The following is a 23,349-nucleotide window of genomic DNA, read 5'->3' as shown; positions in this document are numbered from 1 at the left end:
AGTCACTGTCTGACGGTGAACTTCACCAGTCCCAGCGGGCTCTCGAACTCGCCCAGGCGCAGTCCGACGGTCGCCTCCCAGACGCCGCCCTTGGGCAGTACGACGTCTGCCTCCCAGGTGCCGGCAGCAACCGTCTTCAGGGCCAGACTGCCCAGGTCGACACTGTTCTGGTTCCCGTTGGCGGACCTCAGCTTGGCGGTCGGGACCGCCGCCGCTTCGACGGGCTCGCCGGCCGCGTCCTGGATCTGCAGTCGGAGCACGTTCGGACCCGGACCGGCCGGGGTCAGCGTCGCGTAGACCCGGTGGTCGTCGCCCAGTTCCGCTGCCTGGGTGTTGGTCTGCGCGACCGTGGCCGATCCGGTCCCGGTCGATCCGGCGCCGGCCTGCGGCGGCTGGTCGACCAGGAAGCCGGTGACGCCGAGGACGACGACGAGCACGCCCGCCTCCATCAGCACGGCCCGGCGCAGCATCGAGCCGGCCTCGACGGTGTCGTCGTGGCCGGCCGCCTGACGGACGCGGGGGAGGACCAGCAGCCGGTTGCCGGCCGCCATCACCGCCACCGCGACGACCAGGGCGATCTTGGTCATCAGCAGCGTGCCGTACGTGCTGTTGAGCAGGTTGTCCCAGGAGCCGAGGATCCGCCAGCCCATCAGCACGCCCGAGACCGCGAGGGCGGCCAGGGACGCGGCGGCGAGGGTGGAGAACCTGGTGACGATCTCGGCCGCGACCGTGCCGCGCCGGGTGATCAGCGGCAGGGTCAGCGCGAGACCGACGAGGCCGCCGAGCCAGAGCGCGCCGGCGATGAGGTGGATGACGTCGGTGGCGGTGACCAGCCAGGCGGGTACGACCGCCCGGGAGTGGCCCACCAGCGCCGGGGAGCAGATCGCCACCAGCGCCGCGGCCGCAGCCAGGCGGGGCCGTTCACGCAGCGCGAGCGCGGCCGCGATGCCCACGATCCCCACCAGCGCACTGAGCCACTCCTTGCCGACCGAGGCCGGCGACCAGGCGTCGAAGGTGAGGATCGCTCCCGGTCCGCTCTCGCTCTGCAGCGCGCCGCTGGCCGGCGCGAGGGCCACCAGCGCGACCACGGCGACCATGCCGGCGAGGACCTCGACACGTTGGACCCGGGCGGTGGCGCGGTCGGGGATGCGGTGCTCGCCGATGATCACCGCTCGGAACCAGACCAGGCCCACGACCAGCAGCAGTGCGGCGTACTGGAGGAACTGGAGCGCCCCGTGGATCACCGCCGTCGCCCTGGACGGCTCCGTGGACGGAGGCGGGGCGACGCTGAGGCTCGGGGCGCCGACCGCGAAGGTCAGCGAGCCCGAGATCGGGTGACCGTCGGCCGACACCGCGCGCCAGGCGACCACGTAGGTGCCGTCGCCGAGGCTGCTCGCCTCCGCGAGCGCGACCTGCATCTCGGTGCCGCTCGCGGTCGCCTCGGAGGTGACCTCTTCGCCCTTCGCGTCGTAGACCGTCACGCCCGCCGGAGGCAGCGTCACCGCCTCGTCGAAGGTGAAGGTGATCGTCTCCGGCGCCTGTTCCAGGACCGCACCCTCCTCGGGATTGGTCCCGATGAGGCTGGCGTGCGCCTGGGCGGGCGAGGTGCCGAGCAGGACGGCGTACGCAGCGGCAGCGAGCACCACCAGCAACCGCCCCACGGCGCGCCGACCCGGCCGGTCGAGGCCCGGCCGGCGCGTCAGGGGAGCACTCACGCCTTACGACGTCCCAGCGCGAGGGCGGTCGTGCCCGCGATCAGGCCGAGGATGCCTGCGCCGGCACCGATAGCACCCCACAGGTTGCCGTCGTCGCCGTCCTCGATATCCGCGGCGACCGGCTCGGCCTTCTCGGCCGACTCCTCGGCACCGTGACCGTCCTCGGACTCGGCCGCGGTGACCTCGAAGGACGGCGCCGGGTTCTCCGGCTCCTCGGTGGCGCCCTCGGGAGCCTCCTCGACCCAGGCGGTCTCGCCCTTCAGGCACGTCTGGATGACCGGGAAGGCGAGCGTGCCCTCCTCCTCGGGCAGCTGCAGGGAGACCTCGAACGCGTCACGCTGACCGTCGGGCAGCGGCGTCTTGGACGTGTAGACGACGGTCGAGTCGCGCTCGGTGATCTTGTTGCCGTGGGCGTCCTCGATCGGCTCGGCGAGCTTCTCGGTGACGACCTTGACGTCGTAGAACGGCTGCCGCGTGGGCGTCACGTCGTTGATCCCCTCGGGGACCTGGATCGTGACCTGCTTGGTCGGCGATCCTTCGCAGCCGTGGCCGTTGCTGAAGGTCAGCACGGTGTACGCGCCGGCCGCCGTCTCGGTCGGGGTGACCGTGACGTGCGCGGAGGCCGGGGCGGCGACGAGGAAGATGACGGCCGCGGCAGCGGCGGCGGGCGCGCCGAGGCGCGTGAGGGTACGTCGAGACATGTTGTTGCTTTCTGTGGAGTGTCTGCTGATGGGCGATGCCCAGTTGACGGGGTCGGGTCCTCAGGCGAGGACCGGCGGACCCCGGCCAGCAGCGACGTACGTCCACAGCCCGGTGCGCGGCACGACCGGCTGCGCCTGTACCGGCAGGCGGAACGGGATCGGGTTCCGGGTCGGCGTGAGCGCCCCGGAGATGACCTGCCAGGCCCGTCGGTGCAGCACCCACACGACGACGGTGAGCACCGCGGCCGCGGCGTGCGCGACCAGCATCGAGGTGTCGCCCGAGCCGGCGTTGTGCATGTGGGCAGCCGGTGCCGCGTACGCCTCGAATGCCTCGTGCATCCCCAGCTGCGCCGCGCCGGCGAGCACCGCCCCCAAGACGATCCCGACCCGTCGTTGCAGCACGACGACCCCGGCGCCGAATGCGGCGAACCCGGTCGCCACCAGCCACAACGCGTCCGGCAGCTCCCCGCCGCCGGCCAAGTGGGCCAGGCTCGATCCCGTGGTGATCTCGATGGCCGCGAGCAGCGCCAGCCACACGCTCCCACGCGTAGGCCGCACCACCCTCAATTCCACGCCGCACATTCTCGCAGATGCCGAGAAGGCGCGTACGTCGGCCGAGACGTCACCCCCGTCGGCCGAGCCGTCACGCACGTCGGCCGAGACGTCACCGGGGTGACATCTCGGCCGACGCCGCTGACCTCTCGGCCCGTCAGCGGAGGATCGGCGGCTCGGTCTTCTCCTCGACCTCGCCGAGCGTGACGCCGGGGGCGAGCTCGACGAGGCGCAGGCCCTCGGGGGTGATGTCGAGGACGCAGAGGTCGGTGATGATGCGCTGTACGACGCCGAGGCCGGTGTAGGGCAGCGAGCACTCGTTGACGATCTTGTAGGAGCCGTCGCGGGCGACGTGCTCCATCAGCACGACGACCTTCTTGGCGCCGTGGACGAGGTCCATCGCGCCGCCCATGCCCTTGACCATCTTGCCGGGGATCATCCAGTTCGCCAGATCGCCGGAAGCAGAGACCTGCATGGCGCCGAGGATCGCGGCGTCGATCTTGCCGGAACGGATCATCCCGAAGCTGGTGGCGGAGTCGAAGAAGCTCGCCCCCTTGCGTACGGTGACCGTCTCCTTGCCGGCGTTGATCAGGTCCGGGTCGACGGCGTCCTCGGTCGGGTAGGCGCCGGTGCCGAGGATGCCGTTCTCGCTCTGCAGCACCAGCTCGACGTCGTCGGGGACGTAGTTGGGCACCAGCGTCGGCAGCCCGATGCCGAGGTTGACGTAGTCGCCGTCGGCGAGCTCCGCGGCGGCGCGGGCGGCCATCTCTTCACGTGTCCATGCCATGTCAGCGGACCGTCCTCTTCTCGATGCGCTTGTCGGCGGCCTGTTCGGGGGTCAGGGGAACCACGCGGTGGACGTAGACCCCGGGGAGGTGGACATCGTTCGGTGGGATCTCGCCGGGCTCGACGAGCTCCTCGACCTCCGCGATCGTGACCTGTCCGGCCATCGCGGCCAGCGGGTTGAAGTTGCGGGCGGAGTCCTTGAAGAGGAGGTTGCCGTGGCGGTCGCCCTTCCAGGCGCGGACGATGCCGAAGTCGGCGACGATGGCCTCCTCCAGGACGAACTCCTTCTCGCCGTCGGGCGTCTCGAAGGTCATCACCGGCTTCTCGGGCGAGGTCTTGATGACGTTGCCGGCGTCGTCGTACTTCCACGGCAGCCCGCCCTGCGCCACCTGCGTGCCGACGCCGGTGCGGGTGTAGAACGCGGCGATGCCGGAGCCGCCGGCGCGCATCCGCTCGGCGAGCGTGCCCTGCGGGGTCAGCTCGACCTCGAGGTCACCGGAGAGGTACTGCCGCGCGAACTCCTTGTTCTCACCGACGTACGAGGCGACGACCCGCCGCAGGCGTCCGGCGCCGAGTAGCAGGCCCAGGCCCCAGTCGTCGACGCCGGCGTTGTTGGAGACCACCTCGAGGTCGGTCACACCGGCTTCGAGCAGAGCATTGATGAGCACCGACGGGATGCCGCACAGCCCGAAACCGCCGACCGTGAGGGTCGCTCCGTTCGGGATGTCCGCGACCGCCTCGGCGGCTGAGGAGATGACCTTGTCCATGATGATCAGTCAATGGTGGGCGGGCCGTTCGGTCAATAGATGAGCGCGAGTTCACGCTCGATCTTTCGTTGACCGACCCCGCTGCCGCAGATGCGTTCACTGAGTGGACGTCACCTATCGTACGTCCCATGGAACCCGGTCCCAGCGTGATCCGCCGCAGCGCGCACCTGCTGCGGCTGCTCGCCGCGCGCGAGCCGGAGGGCGCGACGACCACCCATCTCGCGACGACAGCCGCCATCCCGCGCCCGACCGCCCACCGGCTGCTCAGCGCACTCCAGGAGGAGGGGCTGGTCGAGCGCGACAACGACACCGGCACCTGGCACCTCGGTCCGGAGTGCTTCCTGCTCGGCGCCGCCGCGACCACCCGCCACGACATCACCCCAGCAGCCCGGGCGGCCGTGCTGCGCATCGCCCGGGAGACGGGGGAGAGCGCCTTCTTCTCGATCCGGCGCGGTGACGAGACGGTCTGCGTACTGCGCGAGGACGGCAGCTTCCCGATCCGCTCCCACGTGCTCCACGAAGGCATCCGGTTCCCGCTCGGGGTCGCCTCGGCCGGCCTGGTGATCCTCGCCTTCCTCCCGGAGTCGCGGCGCGAGGCCTACCTGGCCCGCACCGACCTCGTCGGCGCCTACGGCGACCAGCACTCTGCCGACGCCCTGCGCGAACGTGTCGCCGCGACCCGCGAACGCGGTTTCGCGGTCAACCCGGGCCTCATCGTGGTCGGCAGCTGGGGCCTCGGCGCCGCCGTCTTCGACGCCCACGGGCAGCCGTACGGAGCGCTCAGCATCACCGGCATCGAGGCCCGCCTCGGACCGCCGCGTCAGCACGAGCTCGGCCGCCTCCTCCTGGAGGTCGCCCACACTCTGACCACTAGCTCCGGCTCGTAGTCCCGGTCAGGATCCCGGCGAGCGCGGCGTCGGAGGCGAGCTGGGCGTCGCGGTCGTAGGTGGAGGTGAAGGCGAGGAGCTCGTCGGCTCCGGTGGCCTCGGCCAGCTGGTCGAGACGACGGCGGACGGTCTCGGCAGACCCCGCGGTCGTACGCGCCAGGTGTGCCTCGACCCGTTCGCGCACCTGGTTCGACCAAGCCTGGTCCCGGATCACTGCGACCGGCTCGAGTGGTCCGAACTCGCCGGTCTGCCGCGACCGGGCCATCGCCCACGCCTCCGGCAGGGCGAGCTCGGCGGCCTCGGCGTCGGTGTCGGCGACGAGCACGTCGACGGAGATCATCACCGAAGGCTCGGAGGCCCGCGACGAGGGCCGGAAGTCCTTCCGGTACGCCCCCAAGACCTCGTCCAGCCGCGGGCTGTCCAGCACCGGACCGCCCACGACGACCGGCAGCCCGAGCCGAGAAGCGAGCGCGACGCCCTTCCCGGTCGCCAGCACGAACATCGGGATCTGGTGGGCGGCGGCCGGGCGGGCGGTGACCGCCGCGGTGCGGTCGAGGTAGCCGCGGAGCTCCTCGATGTCCTCGGCGAACGTGTCCGGGTCGTCGAGATCCTGCCGCAGGGCGCGGCGTACGGGTGCGGTGAAGCCCAACGTACGTCCCAGGCCGAGGTCGATGCGGCCGGGATAGAGCGCGTCGAGCATGAGGAACTGCTCGGCGACGACCAGCGGCTGGTGGTGCGGCAGCATCACCCCGCCCGACCCGAGCCGGATCGTGGACGTGTGCGCGCCGAGCGCACCGATCAGCACCGGCGGCGACCCCGACGCGATCCCTGGCACCGCGTGGTGCTCGGCGACCCAGAACCGGTGGTAGCCGAGCCGCTCTGCCGCCACCGCCCGATCGATCGTGTGGGTCAGCGCAGCGCCCTCGGCGTACCCCACCCGCGTGCGGGACCGGTCCAGCATGGAGAGCTTCACGGCAGGTTCAACGACGCAGGGGCTCCGAGGCTTCCCGCCGTGTCCGGTGTGGCGAAGAACGCACTCGACAGGGGTGCGATGCGGGACACACATCCGCTGTCGGAGGCCCCGGTCTGGCTAGGCTGTTGTCTTCGGTAAAAGGATGACAGGAGCGGCTGGGTAATGGATCAAGACGTGCTTCGGCACGCACCGCTTTTCAGCGAGCTGGACGACGAGTCGATGACGGCGATGCTCGCGATGATGGGTCAGACACGCCTGCGGCGCGGCGAGGTGTTGTTCCACGAGGGCGACGCCGCCGACCGGCTCTACGCGGTCGTGGACGGCAAGGTGAAGCTGAGCCGTGCCGCGGCCAACGGACAGGACAGCCTGCTGGCGATCCTGGGGCCGGGCCAGGTGTTCGGCGAGCTGTCGCTCTTCGACCCCGGTCGGCGCTCGTCCACCGTCACGGCCGTCACCGACCAGGTCGAGCTCGCCTCGCTGTCGCACGACGATCTGCTGGGCCTGCTCGACGGGCGCCCGAGCGTGACCCGTGGGCTGCTCGCCCTGCTGTCGGGTCGCCTGCGCCGGGCCAACGATGTGATCGGTGACCTGGTCTTCGCTGACGCGCCCCGCCGGGTGGCGAAGGCCCTGCTCGACCTCGCCGAGAGGTTCGGGGAGCAGACCGAGGAGGGCGTCCACGTACGCCACGACCTGACCCAGGAGGAGCTCGCGCAGCTCGTGGGCGCGGCCCGAGAGACGGTCAACAAGGCGCTCGCGGACTTCGCGGCCAAGGGCTGGGTACGGCTGGAGTCGCGCTCGGTGATCATCACCGACATGGAACGGATCGTGCGCCGGGCGGGGTGACCGCTGCTCGTCGGGGTGGGACCATCGAGCATGGTCTTGCCGCTCGATGAGCTGCCTCTGCCGCCGGCCCGGCGGCCAGATCTCGACGAGGACTTCTCCGGCGGACTGTCCGAGCAGTGGTGGATCCCGCACTATCTGCCGCACTGGACGACGCCGGAGCGGTCCGAGGCTCGCTACCGGCTCGTCCAGGGTGCGCTCGAGCTGCGGATCGAGGTCGACCAGCTCGACTGGCGAGCCGAGGACGCACCGCTGAGGGTCTCGAACCTGCAGACCGGCGCGTACTCCGGTCCGGTCGGCTCCGTACGCGGAACACACCGTCACCGGGAGGACGGACTCCTGGTTCGGACCGAGACGCCGCAACGGCTCCTGTTCGCACCCGCTCGCGGTCGCGTCGACGTGACCGTCGCCGCGACCCGGGACGACGGCTGCATGCTCGCGGCATGGCTGATCGGCACCGAGCATCTCTCCGGTGAGGATTCCGGAGAGATCTGCATCTTCGAGATCGATGCGGACGCGATCGGCGCGACCACGGTCGCCCGTTCCGGGGTCAAGGCGCACCATGACCCACGCCTGACCACCGACATGGCAGAGGTCACCGTCCCGTTCGACGCGACCCGGGCCCACACCTGGACGGCGATCTGGGACGGGCAGGAGACCGTCATCGGCTGCGAAGGCCTCGTCGTACGACGTCTTCCCCAGGCTCCGACCTACCCGCTGTTCCTGATGATCGACCTCTTCGAGATCGGGCCGCCCTCCGGATCCCACCCGAAGACGGCGACCGTCCACCGGGTCCGAGGATGGACCTCGGTGTCAGAGACTGACGCGGACAAGCTGGCGTAGCCGGCGTAAGCCCTCGGTGCTCGGCCGTTCGGCCGGGGCGAGGGCGTCCGCGAGGCGCTCCTGGACGGGATCGGTCTCGAGATCCAGGCCGATGGCCACGAGCTCGCTCGTCGCGTCTTGTGTCCCTCTGGCTGCGGCGACATGGGCGCTGCGGCCGACCAGGTTCACGTGGTAGCTGCGCGGCCCCTGGCCGGTCGCGACGGCGACGGTCCCCTTGACCCGGTACGCCGTCGCCGGCGGCTCCTCGAGCAGGTCGACCAGTCGAGCCGGCTCGATGGTGCCTGGCGTCGTCACGGTGACCGCCCGGGCGTGCTGATGAGCCTCGTGCGAGGCGGCCGCCTCGCGCAGCAGTGCGGCGATCGGAAGCTCGTCGGGCGGGTCCTCGGGCACCGCGGCGTCGTAGACCAGCCGGGGGTCGATGCGGCCACCCACGGCGTACGCCACATGGACCTCGGGGTTGTGCTCCCGCACGCGCTGCTCGATGCGGGCCAGGACCTCGTCCCGGTCATCAGCCGGCACCAGGTCGGTCTTGTTGACCACGACCAGGGACGCGGCCGCGAACCGGACCGGCGCCGGGCCCCGGCCGTCATCGAGAGTGTCGAAGTACGCCGAGGCGTCGACGACCTCGATGAGCCCACCCCGGCGTACCCGCTCGACGCCGCTGAACCGGACCAGCCGGGCCAGCGTGCCGGGTTCGGCGATCCCGCTGGCCTCGACGATGACGACGTCGAGCGCGAGCCGCGGGTGGGTCAGCTTCTCCAGCGCGTCGTCGAGGCCGCCGGCGTCGGGCAGGCAGCACAGGCAGCCACCGGCGATCGAGGCCGGCTCGTCGACCTGCCCGGTGACGAGGCCGGCATCGACGTTGATGTCACCGAAGTCGTTGACGACCACGCCCACCCGCGCGCCGGGCTGGCGCAGCAGATGGTTGAGCAGCGTGGTCTTGCCCGACCCGAGATGGCCGGTGAGGATGACCACGGGAACCCGGTTGCTGGCGCTGGTCGGTGGCATCGGGCCATCGTAGGTCGTCAGATCTTGACGGCCGAGGTGGGCAGACCTAGGTTTGCCGCACAACTTCACATCCGCCACTTGAACCGCAGCGGGAGAGTCCTTGCCCATCCCGGGTGAGGCGCCGAAGGAGCAAACCTCCCCAGAATCTCTCAGGCCCACTGACCGCTGTGGTGAGGCGACCTCTGGAAAGACAGGATCCGATGGGTCCTGCACCCACGGTGCAAATCGCCCCTTCGGGGCGGTGAAGCTCTCAGGTAGCGATGACAGAGCGGGGAGGTCACCCGTCCACGGGTGCCGCGGCTGTCGGCACCCATCAGCAGGGAGCCTCCCGCGCAATGACCTCACCCGTCCCTACCCCTCTGCATGAGATCCACCAGGCGCTCGGTGCCTCGTTCACCGACTTCGCCGGCTGGAGCATGCCGGTCCGCTATGGCTCGGAGACCGCCGAGCACAATGCCGTACGCACCACCGCGGGCCTCTTCGACCTCTCTCACATGGGCGAGATCGAGGTGACCGGCCCCGAGGCGGGACGCGCCCTCGACCGCGCCCTGGTCGGTCGGCCGTCGAAGATCGGCCTCGGCCGCGCCCGCTACTCGATGGTGTGCGCCGAGGACGGCGGCATCATCGACGACCTGGTCGTCTACCGGCTCGAGCAGGAGCGCTACCTCGTCGTCGCCAACGCGAGCAACGTCCACGTGGTCGCCCCGGCTCTGGCCGAGCGGGCCGAGGGGTACGACGCCGTGGTCCGCGACGCCTCCGCGGAGTGGGCGCTGGTCGCGGTCCAGGGACCCGCCTCGGCGGCGATCGTCGCAGCCCTGACTGACCTGGACGTCCCGTCCCTGAAGTACTACGCCATCGACGCCGGCACGGTCGCCGGGGTCGACGTCCTGCTCGCCCGCACCGGCTACACCGGCGAGGACGGCTTCGAGATCTACTGCGCGCCCTCGTCTGCCGCTGCTGTCTGGGAGGCCATCACCGCGGCAGGTACGCCGCACGGGCTGCAGCCCGCCGGGCTCGCCTGCCGCGACACCCTCCGGCTCGAGGCCGGCATGCCGCTCTACGGTCACGAGCTGAGCCGCGACACGACGCCCTTCGAGGCCGGTCTCGGCCGGGTCGTCTCCTTCGACAAGCCCGACGGCTTCGTCGGCGATGCCGCCCTGGCCGTACGCCGCGAGGAGGGCCCGCGCAGCGTGCTCGTCGGCCTGGTGGCCGCCGGGCGCCGCTCTCCCCGGGCCGGCTACGCCATCGTGGACCCGGCCACCGGCGACGAGATCGGCGTCGTGACCAGCGGCTCCCCGTCGCCGACTCTCGGACGTCCCATCGCGATGGCGTCCGTCAGGCCTGACCTCGCTGCCGTCGGCACCAAGGTCCACGTCGATGTGCGCGGCAGCCGCGAGGACGCCGAGATCGTCGACCTTCCCTTCTACTCCAAGAAATGAGCACCGCCATGAGCAACCCGACCCACCTGTCGTACACCGCCGAGCACGAGTGGATCGAGACCCGCGGCGACGTCGCGCGCGTCGGCGTCACCGCCTTCGCCACCGAGGCACTGGGCGACATCGTCTTCGTCGAGCTGCCCGAGGTGGGCAGCAAGATCACCGGGGGAGAGAGCTGCGGCGAGCTGGAGTCGACGAAGTCCGTCAGCGACCTCTTCGCGCCCGCCGACGGCGAGATCCTCGAGATCAACCCGGCCGTCGTCGAGGATCCCGCACTGATCAACAGCGACCCGTTCGGCGCCGGCTGGCTCTTCGAGATGCGTGTCTCGGGCGCTCCCGACCTGCTCGACGCCGCGGCCTACGACGCTCTGATCGAGGAGTGAAACGCCGTGACCGCTGACCTCAGCGGCGTCGCGACTCCCGTCGTGGCGATGACCTTGAGCACCTTCGACCTGTACTCGATCGGGATCGGGCCGTCCTCCTCCCACACCGTGGGGCCGATGCGGGCCGCGAAGATCTTCGTCGACGGCCTCGTCGCGGACGGGCAGCTGGACGCGGTCACCCGGGTGAAGGCCGAGCTGTTCGGGTCGCTCGGCGCGACCGGACACGGGCACGGCTCGGAGGGCGCGGTGCTGCTGGGCCTCGAGGGGGAAGAGCCGGCGACCGTCGACACCCGAGCTTCGTCAGAGCGGGTGGCGGCCATCCGCGAGCGTGGCGAGCTGTCGCTGGGAGGCCATCGGCCGATCCGCTTCGACAGCCAAACCGACCTGGTGATGCATCGGCGCAAGAGCCTGCCGGGCCACCCCAACGGCATGGTGTTCACCGCCTACGACGCCTCAGAGGAGGTGAGCCGAGAGCGGACCTATTACTCGGTCGGCGGCGGCTTCGTGGTCGACGAGCACGCGTCCGGCGCCGCGCGGATCGTGCCCGATCACTCACGCGTCCGGTTTCCCTTCACCACCGGCGCCGAGCTGCTCAGCACCTGCGAGCGCGAGGGGTTCCGGGTCTCCGACCTCATGCGCGCCAACGAGCTGACCTGGCGTACGCACGACGAGATCCGCGCCGGTCTCCTGGAGATCTGGCGGGTGATGGCCGACTGCGTGCAGGCCGGCTGCGACCGTGATCCGGTCAGTGACGGCGTACTTCCTGGGGGTCTGCGGGTCCCGCGCCGGGCACCGCTGCTCTACCGCGACCTGGCGTCCGGAGCCGGCGCCCAGGACCCCTTCCGGGTCATGGACTGGGTCAACCTGTTCGCCCTGGCGGTGAACGAGGAGAACGCCTCGGGCGGCCGGGTCGTCACCGCTCCCACCAACGGCGCGGCCGGCATCGTGCCCGCCGTCCTGCACTATTGGGTACGTTTCGTGGCGCCTGCCGCCGGGCTGGACGAGGCCGCGATCGAGGACGGCATCGTCCGGTTCCTGCTCACCGCCGCCGCCATCGGGATCCTGTGCAAGACGAACGCCTCGATCTCCGGCGCCGAGGTCGGCTGCCAGGGCGAGGTCGGCTCCGCCTGCGCGATGGCCGCCGGTGCGCTCTGTGAGGTGCTGGGCGGCACCCCAGAGCAGGTGGAGAACGCCGCCGAGGTCGGCATCGAGCACAACCTCGGCCTCACCTGCGACCCGGTGGGTGGCCTGGTGCAGATCCCCTGCATCGAACGCAACGCCATCGCCAGCGTGAAGGCCATCAACGCAGCCCGCCTCGCCCTCAACGGCAACGGCTCCCACAAGGTCAGCCTCGACAAGGCGCTGAAGACCATGCGCGAGACCGGGGCCGACATGAAGGTCAAGTACAAGGAGACCTCCCGCGGCGGCCTCGCGGTCAACGTCATCGAGTGCTGAGCCCCCCGCTGGTCGAGCCGCGAGCCCTTGATCGCCCCGCTGGTCGAGCCGCGAGGCCGCCCGCGGCCGAGCGTGTCGAGACCAACACAGTCCCATCCAGCGCGACAGGGGACTGTGTTGGTCATCTCGACAAGCTCGATACATCGCTCGACACGCCTACGCCTAGCGGCTCCGGCGGCTCGACCAGCGGGGCCACTCGACACCCAAAGAGCTGAAAACGCTCGGGGTGAGCCTGTCAGGCAGGCCGGAGCACCCGCGCGACGAACGAGTCGAGGTTGCCGACCAGCCGGTCGACCTTCTGCTCGGCACTGAGGGTCTCGTGGATGACCGGGCTGTCGAGCCTGCGCTTGTTGCGCGCCTTGAGGGAGCAGTCGAGATCGGCGCAGATGTAGGTGCCGACGGAGTTGCCGTCCTGTCCGGAGCGACCGGCGCGGGAGGCGACCAGCAGCGCGACGTCACTGACCGACGCGCACAGTGCGCACATCGTCTTCCGAGCCCCTCGCGACTCGCGCGAGGCGCGGAGGGCAATACCGCAGAGCCTGCCGTCGTGCTCGGTGACGAGGTAGTGGTTCTGCGGTGCCTTCGGGTCCTGCCAGCCGAGGTAGTCAAGGTCGTCCCACGGCCGTTCGGCCAGGTCAGCGGGGAGGTTGAGGCGCTTGGTCGCACCCTTGGTGAGGTTGACGAACGATGCGCGTACGTCGGTCTCGGTCAGCGGCTTCATACCAACCATGCTAGGTTTCCTACAACTGTTAGGCAATTCGTTATCGGGAGGGTGCTGATGGGCCGTCCAGGGCTGAACCGGTGCGCCGTGATCGCGGCCGCCGCCGACCTGGCCGACGAGCTGGGCTTCGACGCCGTCACGATCTCGGTCCTCGCGCGCCATCTCGGAGTCAGGTCGCCGACCCTCTACTCCCACATCTCCGGAGCCACCGACCTCCGCACCGCCGTCACCGCGTACGTCCTCGACGAGCTCGCCGACACCACGAGCACCGCGTTGGCCGCAGGGGAGGGCCGCGACCTCCTCGTCGCATACGCCAACGCCATCCGCGACTTCGCCCGCCGCTCACCCGGCCGCTACGACGCCACCACCCGCCAGCGCGTCCCACCCGCTGCCGATCCGGCCGCGGAGATCCCGGACTCGGTGGCCGCCGCGATCACCGCCGGCCGCCGCAACGCCGACCTGGCCCTCACCGTCGTCCGCAGCTACGACATCGCCGAGACCAACGAGACGTACGCCGTCCGCCTGATGTCCAGCCTCATCCACGGCTACATCACCCTCGAGATCGCCGGCACATTCGCCCACAGCGAGCCGTCCACCGAGACCACCTGGTCCGAGGTCCTCAACGACCTAGACCGCACGCTCACGCGGACAGCGACGGCCGAGCGTCACTGATCACGATGGTTGAGTGCCGCCGACCTACCCCGGACTCAGGGACGTGAGAGATCCAGCCAGAATCGAGGCGATTCACATGTCAGCGATCTCAGGCATCCACGGCGACGAACGCGAGGAAGACGTGTTTCCCGAAAGCCGCGTCCACAGCGAACCACCCGCCGAGGGCGATCTTGAATTCGACGAAGCCGAGATCCGGGCACATTCCATGGACCCGGCCGAAGGAGCCAACGAAGACCGAACCACCTTGGCTGCGACGCCGACGAAGAGGAGTACGATTTTGATGGTGTCTCCGCGACTCCGACGATGGTACCGGTCGCCGAGCGCTACGTCGGAGTCGTTCACTGTCGCGGGCTTCAAGATCTCGGGAGTCAGCGAGCCGCCGGTGTGGCCCCGATACGCCGCCCGAACTGCTGCAGTCGAGCGATGCCGACCGCACCCGTCTCCTAGGTTCACGCATGGACCGACCTCACGGGCGCGTGCGACCACGGCGGTGGGGCAAAGCGCTCGCTCATCAGCATGAGCGCGTCCTGGGCCGCGAAATGTGTTGCCTCGCGGAAGGGCGGATCGCGGCAGAGAGGGCGGATCAGCCGCGATCCGTTGGGTCGCTACCCGCAGAATGCATGAGCCCGCCTCCTAGTTGGTCACTTCGCGCCGCTCCTCGATAGTCTGCGGCGCCACCGCAATGTCTTTGGCAGCGCTGCCGCACTTGGCTCCAATGCCACGACCCTCGTTGAGCGCGCGCCCCGCCAGTGAGACCCACCCCGCGCGTCAAGGTCATCGTAGGGACGGTTTCGTGTAGCCTCCTTACTTGAGGGGGACATTTTGTCCCTCCGTTGATCGAAGGGCGGGACGTTGACCCTCACTTTGCAGGACTTACTCGAAACTCAAGTTCAGGCGTTGGCGCCAGTGCTTCATCCCGGGATGGCGGAGGCCTTCGTCAAAGTGAGCACCCGCCTCGGGGGTATCGGGCGAGCGGACCACGGGTACCTGTACTCGCTCACTATCAAGGCGGACCTCCGAGACTATTGCGCAAGGCAAGACCTCGGTCTGTGGTCGATCGACGGGAACACGCGCCTGCACGGCCAAACCCACCTCGTGATCCCTGAGCACGGCGTCCGGATGAAAGTAATGAAAGAGAATCGACGGGTTCATCCGGGTGGCGTCCCGCCGGCGAACCGCACAAGACCGGACCGCCTCTTATACAGCGATGCTAGGTCTGTCCAGGAGGCCCTCAGTTTCGAGGTAGAGCAACCAGTCTGGCCTGAGGGCAAGCCGATCGACATGCTGCTGTTGTGGGATTACCGCAAGGACGGGAATGGTCGAGTCCTGCACGACGCGTTCACGTTGCGGGCCGTGCACACCACGGCGCCAGGGGCGTTCGGCCAGGTGGTACCAACGGATCTCTCTTTCGAAATCACATCTCCCACCACTGTGTTCACCCACAGGCGCTTCGCTGGGGAGGACGACAACGACGACTTGTACTCGTACCAGATTGATGCGACCGGTGAGATCGATGCCAACTGACCTTCACGCCCAGGGCAACGGCGAGCGGTTGGTCGCACTGCGTGAACTCTTCGGGCTCCGACTCCTTGATCTATCAGAGATCCTGGAGGTGGGAACGTCATTCCTGTCGAAGGTCGAGAGGGGCTACAAGCCATTCCCCGAGGACCTTATGCTTCGCGCGGCGTCCCATTTTGACCTTCCGCGCACCTTCTTCAGCGTGGTTCCTATGCACCTGGACGAAGCGGTCCAGACGTTCAAGAAGAACGCCAACGCAACGGTGGCGGACGAGAAGCGCATCTCACGGTTTCACAAGGAAGCGTCACGTGTATTCCGGACGGTGTCTGAAGGTACTGCCTATCGAACGGCTGAGTTCCCTGACGAGAATGACTTCGACCCGGATGACATCGATGGGCTCGCAGCGATCATGCGTGCCTGCATGGGCCTAGGCTCGTCGGGGCCAGTCCTCAATTCCATCCGATGCCTAGAGAGGTACGGCATCGGCGTAGTAGACGCGTTAGACGAGATCGTGATGGAACGAGCGCGCCAAGACCATGTCGGAATATCCATGCCACATGCTTCTGCGTCGCGCCCGCTGGTCGCCGTCGTAACGGCGCTCGAAGGAGCCGAAAAGCGGTTCACTGTCATGCACGAGCTTGGCCACATCCTAATGGACCGAGGCATCACGGCACCCGTCATGAGGAGGCGCGACATCGTCGAGAAGCGCGCCGACCGATTCGCTCGAGCGATGCTCCTCCCGGCGTCAGATATGAAGGAGCAGATCAGCCCGACTCTCAACCTGCATGGATATCTTCGTATCAAGTCCGAGTTCGGCGTACGCGTCGACATGATCGTCAAACGAGGAGAAGAACTAGGGCTGTTGGACGCTCACCGAGCGAAGAGCCTGTACATCCAGCGTTCCAGCTCTGGCTGGTCGCGCGATGAGCCCGTTGAAGTGGCCAACGAGACTCCTATCCTTCTTAAGCAGGGCCTACACAAGAGTTACGGTCAGAATCCGGCAGCAGCTGCGGCATCTGAAGTCGGCACCGCCGCCGCTTGGATCCGTCGATGGGCGGCTCTCGAGGACGACGTTGGCACGCGTGCGGAGGTGATCGACCTGGCTGAACACCGGTCACGGAGAAACAGCGGGCACGGGCTGCGCCGCTGACGAGGCTGTGTAAAGCCCCTCTGCAGGACATCGGGACTTGCTTTCTGTGGACGGCGTGACTCTGGTCGCTCAGACTCGACGGTCACACGAGCGGACGCGGAGGCCATGCCCGTCACGCCCTCGACAGCGTTCAGTCTTTGACGGAGGTGGACAGGACGCGGCGCAATAGGGCTGGCTTCGAGACCAGATCCAGCAGATAGAGGTACCCGAGCAGCGGCAGATCGTGGTCAAGTGAGCCATCATGATGCGCTAGGAGTGCGTCGGTACGAGGGACGGCGTCGTTGCGATTTGATCCATGGCCGTGAGTGGCATTCCTTAGAACGCGAATGTACTCGGCCGCTGCTTCCTCGGGGGTGTAACGCTCGGGTGTCCCGTCCGTCAGGACGAAGTCGATAGTGGAGGCACCTGTCTGGCGGCGGAGATAGAAGCCGTCTTGTACTTTCCCCAGGGCGAGCACGGCTCGCTCGGCCGCCGGGAGCAGCACCTCTGCTGCGTCAGCCGGAATGTCTCCTCGAACTCGGTCAAGCGTCCGCTGGGCGAAAGCAAGCATGCACATGTCGGTGAGTCGGCGATCGGTGAGACGTTCGAGCGTGTCGAGCACAGTAAACAGCAGGACTCGGCGGGCGTCGTCGTCTCGATGTGATCGCTGAATCGCGCCTACCCTCCGGAAGAGTTGCTCGAAGCTGAGGATGGCGTGCTGATGATTGTTCGGGAGGTATCGGCCGGATGAGCTGGAAAAGACCGTTGGGTCCGAGACCACGCTCAACGTCTTGTCGAGGCGACGGGTCCACCACAGGACAGCTGCACTAGCGGCTCGGGCCGACAAGGCAGGTCGGGGCGCTGCGGCCAATGCGCCTTGCGACGGTAAGAGGTGCAGCGGTTCGACCGCATCACCTGCCGTGCCAGAAATCGCTTCGCCGAGCGTATAGACAATGGTCCCAGACCGGCGCGTCGCCGAGAATGCCCACACGTACGGCGTCAGCGCGCCGAGCAGAGGCGCCAAGAATCCGTCGAGCAACGCCATCCCGTCACTCAGCTTGCTCGATGCCGCAAAGATGGCTTCCCCGCGCCTATTTGCGGCCTTGATCTCATTGAGATCGGCCCGTTGGAGCCTATCGTCGTGCGCGACCCGCACCAGGATCGGCGGGATCGTCGCTCGATGCACAAGGGCTGGATCTCGTCGAATGTAGAATGCACCCGTATTGGGAAAGGCGCGTTCTCCATCGGAAAACTCGACAGAACTGATGTCATCAACGATCAGGCGGACAGTCTCAGCCAATGCTCCAGGGGCGGACACCGTGGTCTGAAGTTGGTGCAGCGATAATCCGGGCGCCACGAACCCGGCGGCACCGCTTTTGTCAGCGAATCGTTCGGCTCTTTCGAGTCGCAGATGCGTCTTGCGCCGACGCGCGACATCTACCTGAGCCTCCGAGCCCTCGGTCTCTGCACTGCCGAGTGACCCGTAGTCGGTCCCGCTGAGAGGTGGGCCGGCTAGTTGGCGGACCGTGACGAGGCCAGGGCGCTTGCCGGTGCCGCGCTCAAGTGTCTTTACGCGATACTCATCTGCGGCTAGCGACGGATCGCTGATCACATGAAGCCGTGCCACTTCGAGGAATCGGGCGGGTGCGCCACCCCAGATCCACTGAGGCAGGGTGATGACGGTACTGGTAGGAGGATGGGTAGCCATACTTCAGGATAGGAGTTCATGCGCGGACTCTCCATACGGTGGGAGCGACGTGCGACAAAGCGCTCTCTGTGCCTGCCTCTCGTTATCTCGTTAGATGGTGAGTTCCCCCATGATCGCGACTAGTTCCGAGAGTTGTACCTCCAGTCGATTTCGTCCCAGAGAGTGCGCGCCGCGCAGATATCCCGGAGGCCTCCGTTGTGAAACCGGGAGGATCCTTCCTCTCACGAATTCAACTTCGAATCTTCTAAGAGCGTGATCACTTTGATGGGCGAGGGCGTTTCTAAGGACTGACGCGTTGTCGAGTGTCGACCGTCGAACAGTGCTGAGGTCAGTGAAGGGCTTTCCCTCGACCAGAAAGACCGGCGCCCGCTTCATTGTGTGCGCGTTATATGGCAACCAATCAACGTAGTTCCTTCCGCCTGTTATCATCGATTTTGCGATTCTCCGATTTGGCATCGGAAGAGTCGCCTTGATTGCTGGGTTTGGATGAGAGTGCGATCCTGTGATTAAGCCCACGAACAGTGCTTCTAATTGAGCCTCGAAGAAGGTTAGGTAGGAGACATATGCCCCGGCGAATACCTGATTTTTATCGGCGTCATTATTGCAGCGCGCCACCATCCTCCGGGCGTAGTGTGAGAGGTACCTCGCGCGGCGAGAACAGGCATCCGCAACCTCGCTAGCTGGCTTGGAGTTCATTCTTCACGTACTCAAATCGAGTTCGCCGCCGTCCAAGGTCGGCAGACGCGCGCTGCATAGCGTCAAGTACTTTCTTCGGCACGTTGCCCTCGCGGAGCTTTACTCCGATGTCGAGTAGTTTTGACCCAGCGCCGGGTGGAAGCCTGTTTGGGGATGCTTTGGCGAGTTTGGCGCCGAGACCCCATTCGATGTCGTAGACAACGCAGAAGAGCGTGAAGAAGTTTACCTCGCTCCGCCATGCGGTGGACCTAAACTCTGATCCCAGAACCTTGCTGATTGTCTCCATCGTGTGTTGGAACCGGCTTGCCACACGCCCACTTTCAGCCCATTCTGCGTCGTGGTCGGCGTAGAATTTTTCGATCCTTGTTTGGGTTTTTCCGGTTAGGCCACGAACAATATTCATTAGAAGATCGCTGACGACCTCGACCTCCTTCATTCGGGAGATTTGGTCCTCTGTAAAGACGCCCCATTCTCTCCAGCGGTCGAGTTGCTCTGTCGCCAACTCATATGCCACGGTCTTAAAGTCGCCAGCGTATTGGGCGTTTCGCAACTCCTGCGGAGTGAGTTTTAAGCCGGTGGAGTTCATCCTTGCAAAAACCTGAAGCACGTCGCGGTCTTCGAATTCCAGTGGGAGAATGTGTGTACTCATTTCGTATCCCAGAATGTCCCGCTGGACAGACGGGGCTAATTGGTCGAACGCTTTGCCGGCCAACGGGGCATTGTGGACCGCCCGGATAGTGAATGCGTCGCGGGTGGATTCATAGTCGGGCAAGCAGGTTGGATCGACGAACGAGAGGAGGGAACGGATCCGCTGTTGGCCGTCTACCATCTCCTTGATGCTGGTCCGGGTCTCGAGGTTGATAGAGTCTCGGATGAAGACAATTGGGATCGGCAGGCCTCGGACGACCGTGTCGAGCAAGAAGGACTTCTGGCTGGGATTCCAGACAGATCGGCGCTGAAAGGCCGGGCTTAGCTGCAGTTCTCCTCCCCTTTGCCACGACAGGAAGTCTGCAACGCGAAAGTTCGTTCGCGTGATGTTTGCGGCAACCATGTCTCTCCTTGGTTTGGCTCGGGGTCGATCCTAGGGCTAAGTCACCAATCGGGATGGCGCTTCGGAGCACGCTCCTCGTCGGCAGTGCATCCTCTATGGCACATCACCCGGCCATCGGTAGATCCGGACGGGTTGAGCCCACAGGCGCCTGCGTCCTATTGGACGGATCGAATCGTCCAGCTCGCGTAAGCGTGCGGCAGTTTGGATCACCCGGGCGTCCGTCCCAGATGATGGCCGAGCGTACGCCGGCTCGAGAGTCTCCGCGATGGCGATGTTTGGGCGGGCGCCGAGCATGCTGTTGATGCTGGAGAAGGCGGTGTGTAGGGCAGCGAAGACGGTCAGGGCAACGATCTGGAGATCTTAAACCCTGCGTCGCGTAGACGCTGGATGTCTTGCGGACTGCTGTACCGGGGGACCGGGCGACGGTGCGTGCCCAGTCGGCCAGTGCCTGTTCCCGCTCGCTGAACGGCTCGTCGTCGGCGGCGAGTGCGGCGACCGCTGTCTGCGGGCCTGCCCAGTCGGACAGGCGCTTGCCCCATGCGATGGCACAGTAAGAGTCGCCGATTGCCGCTGCCTGGGCGATCACGAGCACGGCCTTGTCGCGCGGTGTTAGCCCCGCTGCATCGGCCGTGGACGCGAACAGCGCCATGAGTTGTTCCTTCGCCTCCGGCTGATGTGCCCACACCCGGGTGAGGTCCCAGACGTAGCCGTGTTCAGCGACATCGGCGGCGTACAACCTTTCCTGTCCGGCGCTCGGCGCAGGTTCCTCCAAGAAAGTCACGCGCTCAGCACATCGGCGGCTTGTTTACCTTGTCCCGTACTGGTGCCGCACGTCCCCTATGTTGGGGATGAGGGCGGTGTAGTTCAGGCGCGGGTGCCGTTGGGCTGGGGGATGGCTTGCGCGAGTGCTAGACAGCGGCTCGCGGCGGCCTCGCCGGTGAGTGCGACCGATGCGAGTGCTTCGGCCCACCGTTCGTACTGGGAGACCTCGGTCGGATCCGCGATCTCCAGGCTGCCGGCCTGGGTCTCGATGGTGACCACCCGGTCGCGCTGGACCCAGCCGTGTCCGAGGAGTACGGGGTACTGATCGAGCGGGATGATCCCAACGGTCGCCCGGGCATTGGTGGCCAGCCCGGCTAGGTGCTCCAACTGTGCGCGCATGACCGTTGGGCCGCCAACGAGCGGGTGGAGCGCAGCCTCGGCAACGAGGACGGTGACATCGCGTCCGGGCTCGTAGAGGATCGCAGAACGACGCATTCGGGTGGCGATCATTCTGGCCACGTCGTCGTCGCTCGCGCCGTGCTCGACCGGGCCGCCGATCAGCTTGAGCAGCGCGGTGGCGTAGTCGGCGGTCTGGCACAGCCCAGGCACGCTGGTGGGGTGGTAGGTGAAGATCGTTGTCGCGGCGTTCTCAGCTGCCGCAGCCGCCCGCTGCAACGCGGCCGCGCCGTCTTCATCTTGGAAGGCGTCTCTGAAGACCGAGTACTCCCACGATGCGCGCTCCTGGATGGCGAGCAGCCGGTCCGCGTCGGCGCCGACGGCTGCGGCCCAAGCGCGGACCTCCCCGGTGGTGGGCACCTGGCGGCCGGCTTCGATCTTGGAGATCTTCGGCTGAGACCACGGCCTGCCGGGCTGGTTCAGCTGCTCAGCGAGTGCAATGCCGGTCAGTCCCGCCTCGCGTCGCGCTGTCCGAAGCGCCTCCCCGAGCGCCTCTCGTGCTCGTCGGGTCGGGCCGCCCACGCCGCATCGTCTCCTCGATCATCGTTCGGTCGTCATCGCGCCGTCAGCTCAGGCGTCGCGACCAAGATAGTCGTTCAACGGCACTGCGGCCGCGAGCGCAGCGTCTCGCCAGCGCCGGAATGTCTCGATCGTCGCGGGGTCCCGGACCTGCTCGGCTCCGTGGAAACCACCGCCCTCGTCATAGTCCATCGCCCAAGCGGTGCCACTGGGCAGCCCGTCGTCGATGAGCCAGAAGTCGGTCTCTCGCGGCAACCCTTCTGGCCATTGACCGCGAGGGACTGGGATCAGGCGGATGTCCTCACCCGCGGCGTGGTTGCCTACGTACGCGGCGATCTCGTAGCGCAGGTAGTCGGTGAGCGGCTCCTCGATGACGTGAACGCGCCGCAATGATCGGCCTGCGCTCGCGTGTCGCGCGACCAGCGCGCGCCATTCCTCCTTGCGACGCGGATCGAGCTGCCCGGTGCGAAGGAACTCCTCGTACTCGTCACGCTCGGATTCGATGCTGTAGACCTGCAGCGTCTCGAGGCGGAACCACGACTTGGTCAGATTCTGGAACGAATCTGTCCACGACGGGTCGGGTGGCGTCTTGTCTGCCCCCACGCCAGTCAGCCCTGGCCTTCGATGATCCACGCCGCGCGGAGGATCACGTCGGCCGGGATGGAGACGGCGTCCTCATGATCGGGCAGCGTTCCGCCGAGCTCGGCACGGGTGGCGGCGTCGAGTCTGTTGCCTTGGACGACCAGGATCCCTGGGTCATCGGTCATGTGCACCGAAGGGCAGTTGGTGTCGTCGCAATGTTCGTCTACCGCGATACGTGTGAGGGCCATGCCGAGTGCCTCCGTGTTCACGCTGCCTCAGCCTGTTCTGAGCCAGCCTGCTGGCAGCAATCATGCTCTTGTTGGCATCGATCCCGCAAGCATGTTTCTTACATTTCGATTGATAATATGATTCACTGATGACGCCCGGGGCGGCGACTGGTTCAGCCAACCGGTCGCCCCGGGACCCATCACTCCAACCACTCGGGACGGAGCAACATGAGTTCCGCAGCCAGCGCCAACCCGCGCCCTCGACCCGGCCGCCCACGCCTCACGCCCCCTCTGCTCGCAGGCTCTCCGCGCGAGCAGGTCCTCGAGGCGGCAGCTCGGCTGTTCACCAGCAAGGGCTACGCCGCCACCTCGACCCGAGAGATCGCCGAAGCTGTCGGGATCCGCCAGGCGAGCCTCTACTACCACTTCGCGGGCAAGGGCGAGATCGTCACCGAGCTCCTAGGGCGGACGATCCGGCCCACCATGGACAGCGTCGCTCGGATCGAGTCAGTGACCGGTGATCCGAACACCGTTCTGTACCTCGTGGCCCTCACGGACGTACGCACCCTGGCGAGCGTGCCGCACAACATCGGCTGGCTCTACCTCGCCCCAGACGTCGCTCAGGTTGAAGGGTTCGACGAGTTCACCACCGCCCGCGAGGAGTTGGCGGCGACCTACGCCCGTCTGGCAGGGCGGATCACAACGGCCAATGCGCTGGCTCCCATCCCACCAGGGAGGCTGGGGGAGAAGCTGGTCCACACCGTTGAGGAAGTGATCGGGCTCCGAAACGCCGGTCACCGGATAGGCCCGGACGACGCCACCTGGATCGCGTCGTCGTGCCTACGCTTATGTGGCGTCGACAACGTCCGCATCGAGCGGACCACGAAGACCGCGGAAGCGCTCCTGGATCAGATCAACAGAGCGGTGCCGTGATTCGCAGACCGCTGAGGCTCCTCGAAGCT

At 67.2% G+C, this 23,349-nt stretch carries 23 protein-coding genes and 1 riboswitch; of the genes, 10 read left to right on the top strand and 13 right to left on the bottom strand.

Going from position 1 to position 23,349, the window contains the following annotated elements; translation table 11 throughout:
- Positions 1-2: 2 nt before the first annotated feature.
- From OG801_RS04760 to OG801_RS04740, 5 genes are all read right to left on the bottom strand, one after another.
- Entirely contained in the window at positions 3-1,715 is a 1,713-nt protein-coding gene (locus tag OG801_RS04760; protein ID WP_406034046.1) for a copper resistance CopC/CopD family protein, read from the bottom strand.
- Complete coding sequence (locus OG801_RS04755; RefSeq protein ID WP_355020266.1) at positions 1,712-2,416, bottom strand: YcnI family protein; 705 nt, start codon at positions 2,414-2,416, stop codon at positions 1,712-1,714. Before OG801_RS04755 ends, OG801_RS04760 begins: the two co-directional genes overlap by 4 nt.
- Positions 2,417-2,476: 60 nt before the next feature.
- Positions 2,477-2,998 carry a cell division protein FtsQ gene (locus OG801_RS04750; RefSeq protein WP_355020267.1) on the bottom strand — a complete coding sequence of 174 codons (522 nt, stop codon included), beginning with the start codon at positions 2,996-2,998 and terminating at the stop codon, positions 2,477-2,479.
- Positions 2,999-3,125: 127 nt separating this feature from the next.
- Positions 3,126-3,755: a 3-oxoacid CoA-transferase subunit B gene (locus tag OG801_RS04745; protein ID WP_406034044.1), complete on the bottom strand. Its 630-nt coding sequence runs from the start codon at positions 3,753-3,755 to the stop codon at positions 3,126-3,128.
- 1 nt (position 3,756) lies between these two features.
- Positions 3,757-4,521 carry a CoA transferase subunit A gene (locus OG801_RS04740; protein ID WP_355020268.1) on the bottom strand — a complete coding sequence of 255 codons (765 nt, stop codon included), beginning with the start codon at positions 4,519-4,521 and terminating at the stop codon, positions 3,757-3,759.
- A 128-nt stretch (positions 4,522-4,649) separates the two neighbouring features.
- Between OG801_RS04740 and OG801_RS04735 the strand changes: the two genes are divergently transcribed.
- The gene (locus OG801_RS04735; RefSeq protein WP_406034042.1) at positions 4,650-5,408 is read left to right on the top strand and encodes an IclR family transcriptional regulator; all 759 of its coding nucleotides are present in this window, start codon (positions 4,650-4,652) and stop codon (positions 5,406-5,408) included.
- Here OG801_RS04735 and OG801_RS04730 read toward each other — a convergent pair.
- Positions 5,392-6,381 carry an LLM class flavin-dependent oxidoreductase gene (locus tag OG801_RS04730; protein WP_406034039.1) on the bottom strand — a complete coding sequence of 330 codons (990 nt, stop codon included), beginning with the start codon at positions 6,379-6,381 and terminating at the stop codon, positions 5,392-5,394. The two genes, OG801_RS04735 and OG801_RS04730, sit on opposite strands and share 17 nt — an antisense overlap.
- Positions 6,382-6,543: 162 nt before the next feature.
- On the opposite strand from OG801_RS04730, the gene OG801_RS04725 reads away from it, so the two are divergent.
- Both OG801_RS04725 and OG801_RS04720 read left to right on the top strand, forming a co-directional pair.
- Positions 6,544-7,224: a Crp/Fnr family transcriptional regulator gene (locus tag OG801_RS04725; protein WP_406034037.1), complete on the top strand. Its 681-nt coding sequence runs from the start codon at positions 6,544-6,546 to the stop codon at positions 7,222-7,224.
- A 30-nt stretch (positions 7,225-7,254) separates the two neighbouring features.
- Positions 7,255-8,064: a hypothetical protein gene (locus OG801_RS04720; protein ID WP_406034035.1), complete on the top strand. Its 810-nt coding sequence runs from the start codon at positions 7,255-7,257 to the stop codon at positions 8,062-8,064.
- Here the strand turns inward: OG801_RS04720 and OG801_RS04715 are convergent.
- Complete coding sequence (locus tag OG801_RS04715) at positions 8,035-9,072, bottom strand: CobW family GTP-binding protein (RefSeq protein WP_406034033.1); 1,038 nt, start codon at positions 9,070-9,072, stop codon at positions 8,035-8,037. The two genes, OG801_RS04720 and OG801_RS04715, sit on opposite strands and share 30 nt — an antisense overlap.
- 79 nt (positions 9,073-9,151) lie before the next feature.
- Positions 9,152-9,247: riboswitch (glycine riboswitch) on the top strand.
- Between the two features lie 160 nt (positions 9,248-9,407).
- Between OG801_RS04715 and gcvT the strand changes: the two genes are divergently transcribed.
- Genes gcvT through OG801_RS04700 form a run of 3 tightly spaced genes read left to right on the top strand, consistent with a single transcriptional unit; the run spans position 9,408 to position 12,346 of the window.
- Positions 9,408-10,511, top strand: a complete 1,104-nt coding sequence (gcvT, locus tag OG801_RS04710; RefSeq protein ID WP_406034031.1) for a glycine cleavage system aminomethyltransferase GcvT — start codon at positions 9,408-9,410, stop codon at positions 10,509-10,511.
- Positions 10,512-10,519: 8 nt separating this feature from the next.
- On the top strand, positions 10,520-10,891 hold the full coding sequence (gene gcvH, locus OG801_RS04705; RefSeq protein WP_406034030.1) for a glycine cleavage system protein GcvH: 372 nt from the start codon (positions 10,520-10,522) through the stop codon (positions 10,889-10,891).
- A gap of 48 nt (positions 10,892-10,939) precedes the next feature.
- On the top strand, positions 10,940-12,346 hold the full coding sequence (locus OG801_RS04700) for an L-serine ammonia-lyase (protein ID WP_406036253.1): 1,407 nt from the start codon (positions 10,940-10,942) through the stop codon (positions 12,344-12,346).
- Positions 12,347-12,581: 235 nt separating this feature from the next.
- On the opposite strand, the gene OG801_RS04695 is transcribed toward OG801_RS04700, so the two are convergent.
- The gene (locus OG801_RS04695; RefSeq protein WP_406034028.1) at positions 12,582-13,067 is read right to left on the bottom strand and encodes an FBP domain-containing protein; all 486 of its coding nucleotides are present in this window, start codon (positions 13,065-13,067) and stop codon (positions 12,582-12,584) included.
- 57 nt (positions 13,068-13,124) lie between these two features.
- Here OG801_RS04695 and OG801_RS04690 point away from each other — a divergent pair, with 57 nt between their 5' ends.
- From OG801_RS04690 to OG801_RS04680, 3 genes are all read left to right on the top strand, one after another.
- Positions 13,125-13,739 (top strand): TetR-like C-terminal domain-containing protein, encoded by a 615-nt coding sequence (locus OG801_RS04690; RefSeq protein WP_406034027.1) that lies wholly within the window; start codon positions 13,125-13,127, stop codon positions 13,737-13,739.
- A 921-nt stretch (positions 13,740-14,660) separates the two neighbouring features.
- Positions 14,661-15,263, top strand: a complete 603-nt coding sequence (locus tag OG801_RS04685; protein WP_406034025.1) for a hypothetical protein — start codon at positions 14,661-14,663, stop codon at positions 15,261-15,263.
- The gene (locus tag OG801_RS04680; protein WP_406034024.1) at positions 15,253-16,407 is read left to right on the top strand and encodes an XRE family transcriptional regulator; all 1,155 of its coding nucleotides are present in this window, start codon (positions 15,253-15,255) and stop codon (positions 16,405-16,407) included. The genes OG801_RS04685 and OG801_RS04680 overlap by 11 nt, the downstream gene beginning before the upstream one ends.
- A gap of 130 nt (positions 16,408-16,537) precedes the next feature.
- Here the strand turns inward: OG801_RS04680 and OG801_RS04675 are convergent, their stop codons facing one another.
- The 5 genes from OG801_RS04675 to OG801_RS04655 all read right to left on the bottom strand — a co-directional run bounded on the left by OG801_RS04675 (position 16,538) and on the right by OG801_RS04655 (position 22,345).
- Positions 16,538-18,094, bottom strand: coding sequence for a hypothetical protein (locus OG801_RS04675; protein ID WP_406034022.1), 1,557 nt, complete (start codon positions 18,092-18,094; stop codon positions 16,538-16,540).
- A 676-nt stretch (positions 18,095-18,770) separates the two neighbouring features.
- Positions 18,771-19,709: a DUF262 domain-containing protein gene (locus OG801_RS04670; protein ID WP_406034020.1), complete on the bottom strand. Its 939-nt coding sequence runs from the start codon at positions 19,707-19,709 to the stop codon at positions 18,771-18,773.
- 996 nt (positions 19,710-20,705) lie between these two features.
- Positions 20,706-21,581 (bottom strand): helix-turn-helix domain-containing protein, encoded by an 876-nt coding sequence (locus OG801_RS04665; protein WP_406034018.1) that lies wholly within the window; start codon positions 21,579-21,581, stop codon positions 20,706-20,708.
- Between the two features lie 48 nt (positions 21,582-21,629).
- On the bottom strand, positions 21,630-22,181 hold the full coding sequence (locus tag OG801_RS04660) for a DUF6879 family protein (RefSeq protein WP_406034017.1): 552 nt from the start codon (positions 22,179-22,181) through the stop codon (positions 21,630-21,632).
- A gap of 5 nt (positions 22,182-22,186) precedes the next feature.
- The gene (locus tag OG801_RS04655; RefSeq protein ID WP_406034015.1) at positions 22,187-22,345 is read right to left on the bottom strand and encodes a hypothetical protein; all 159 of its coding nucleotides are present in this window, start codon (positions 22,343-22,345) and stop codon (positions 22,187-22,189) included.
- A 270-nt stretch (positions 22,346-22,615) separates the two neighbouring features.
- Between OG801_RS04655 and OG801_RS04650 the strand changes: the two genes are divergently transcribed.
- On the top strand, positions 22,616-23,320 hold the full coding sequence (locus tag OG801_RS04650; RefSeq protein WP_406034013.1) for a TetR/AcrR family transcriptional regulator: 705 nt from the start codon (positions 22,616-22,618) through the stop codon (positions 23,318-23,320).
- Positions 23,321-23,349: the final 29 nt, after the last annotated feature.

It is taken from the genome of Nocardioides sp. NBC_00163 (assembly GCF_045206295.1).
Classification (GTDB): Bacteria; Actinomycetota; Actinomycetes; order Propionibacteriales; family Nocardioidaceae; genus Nocardioides.
This window is presented reverse-complemented; position numbering and strand designations above follow the sequence as displayed.

Bases quoted from the DNA above. Each gene is read 5' to 3' on its own strand.
- OG801_RS04650 (WP_406034013.1), top strand. From the start codon at position 22,616: ATGAGTTCCGCAGCCAGCGCCAACCCGCGCCCTCGACCCGGCCGCCCA.
- gcvT (WP_406034031.1), top strand. From the start codon at position 9,408: ATGACCTCACCCGTCCCTACCCCTCTGCATGAGATCCACCAGGCGCTC.
- gcvH (WP_406034030.1), top strand. From the start codon at position 10,520: ATGAGCAACCCGACCCACCTGTCGTACACCGCCGAGCACGAGTGGATC.
- OG801_RS04675 (WP_406034022.1), bottom strand. From the start codon at position 18,094: ATGGCTACCCATCCTCCTACCAGTACCGTCATCACCCTGCCTCAGTGG.
- OG801_RS04690 (WP_406034027.1), top strand. From the start codon at position 13,125: ATGGGCCGTCCAGGGCTGAACCGGTGCGCCGTGATCGCGGCCGCCGCC.
- OG801_RS04755 (WP_355020266.1), bottom strand. From the start codon at position 2,416: ATGTCTCGACGTACCCTCACGCGCCTCGGCGCGCCCGCCGCCGCTGCC.
- OG801_RS04655 (WP_406034015.1), bottom strand. From the start codon at position 22,345: ATGACCGATGACCCAGGGATCCTGGTCGTCCAAGGCAACAGACTCGAC.
- OG801_RS04680 (WP_406034024.1), top strand. From the start codon at position 15,253: ATGCCAACTGACCTTCACGCCCAGGGCAACGGCGAGCGGTTGGTCGCA.
- OG801_RS04695 (WP_406034028.1), bottom strand. From the start codon at position 13,067: ATGAAGCCGCTGACCGAGACCGACGTACGCGCATCGTTCGTCAACCTC.
- OG801_RS04725 (WP_406034037.1), top strand. From the start codon at position 6,544: ATGGATCAAGACGTGCTTCGGCACGCACCGCTTTTCAGCGAGCTGGAC.
- OG801_RS04745 (WP_406034044.1), bottom strand. From the start codon at position 3,755: ATGGCATGGACACGTGAAGAGATGGCCGCCCGCGCCGCCGCGGAGCTC.
- OG801_RS04685 (WP_406034025.1), top strand. From the start codon at position 14,661: ATGGCGGAGGCCTTCGTCAAAGTGAGCACCCGCCTCGGGGGTATCGGG.
- OG801_RS04740 (WP_355020268.1), bottom strand. From the start codon at position 4,521: ATGGACAAGGTCATCTCCTCAGCCGCCGAGGCGGTCGCGGACATCCCG.
- OG801_RS04735 (WP_406034042.1), top strand. From the start codon at position 4,650: ATGGAACCCGGTCCCAGCGTGATCCGCCGCAGCGCGCACCTGCTGCGG.
- OG801_RS04715 (WP_406034033.1), bottom strand. From the start codon at position 9,072: ATGCCACCGACCAGCGCCAGCAACCGGGTTCCCGTGGTCATCCTCACC.
- OG801_RS04700 (WP_406036253.1), top strand. From the start codon at position 10,940: ATGACCTTGAGCACCTTCGACCTGTACTCGATCGGGATCGGGCCGTCC.
- OG801_RS04720 (WP_406034035.1), top strand. From the start codon at position 7,255: ATGGTCTTGCCGCTCGATGAGCTGCCTCTGCCGCCGGCCCGGCGGCCA.
- OG801_RS04750 (WP_355020267.1), bottom strand. From the start codon at position 2,998: ATGTGCGGCGTGGAATTGAGGGTGGTGCGGCCTACGCGTGGGAGCGTG.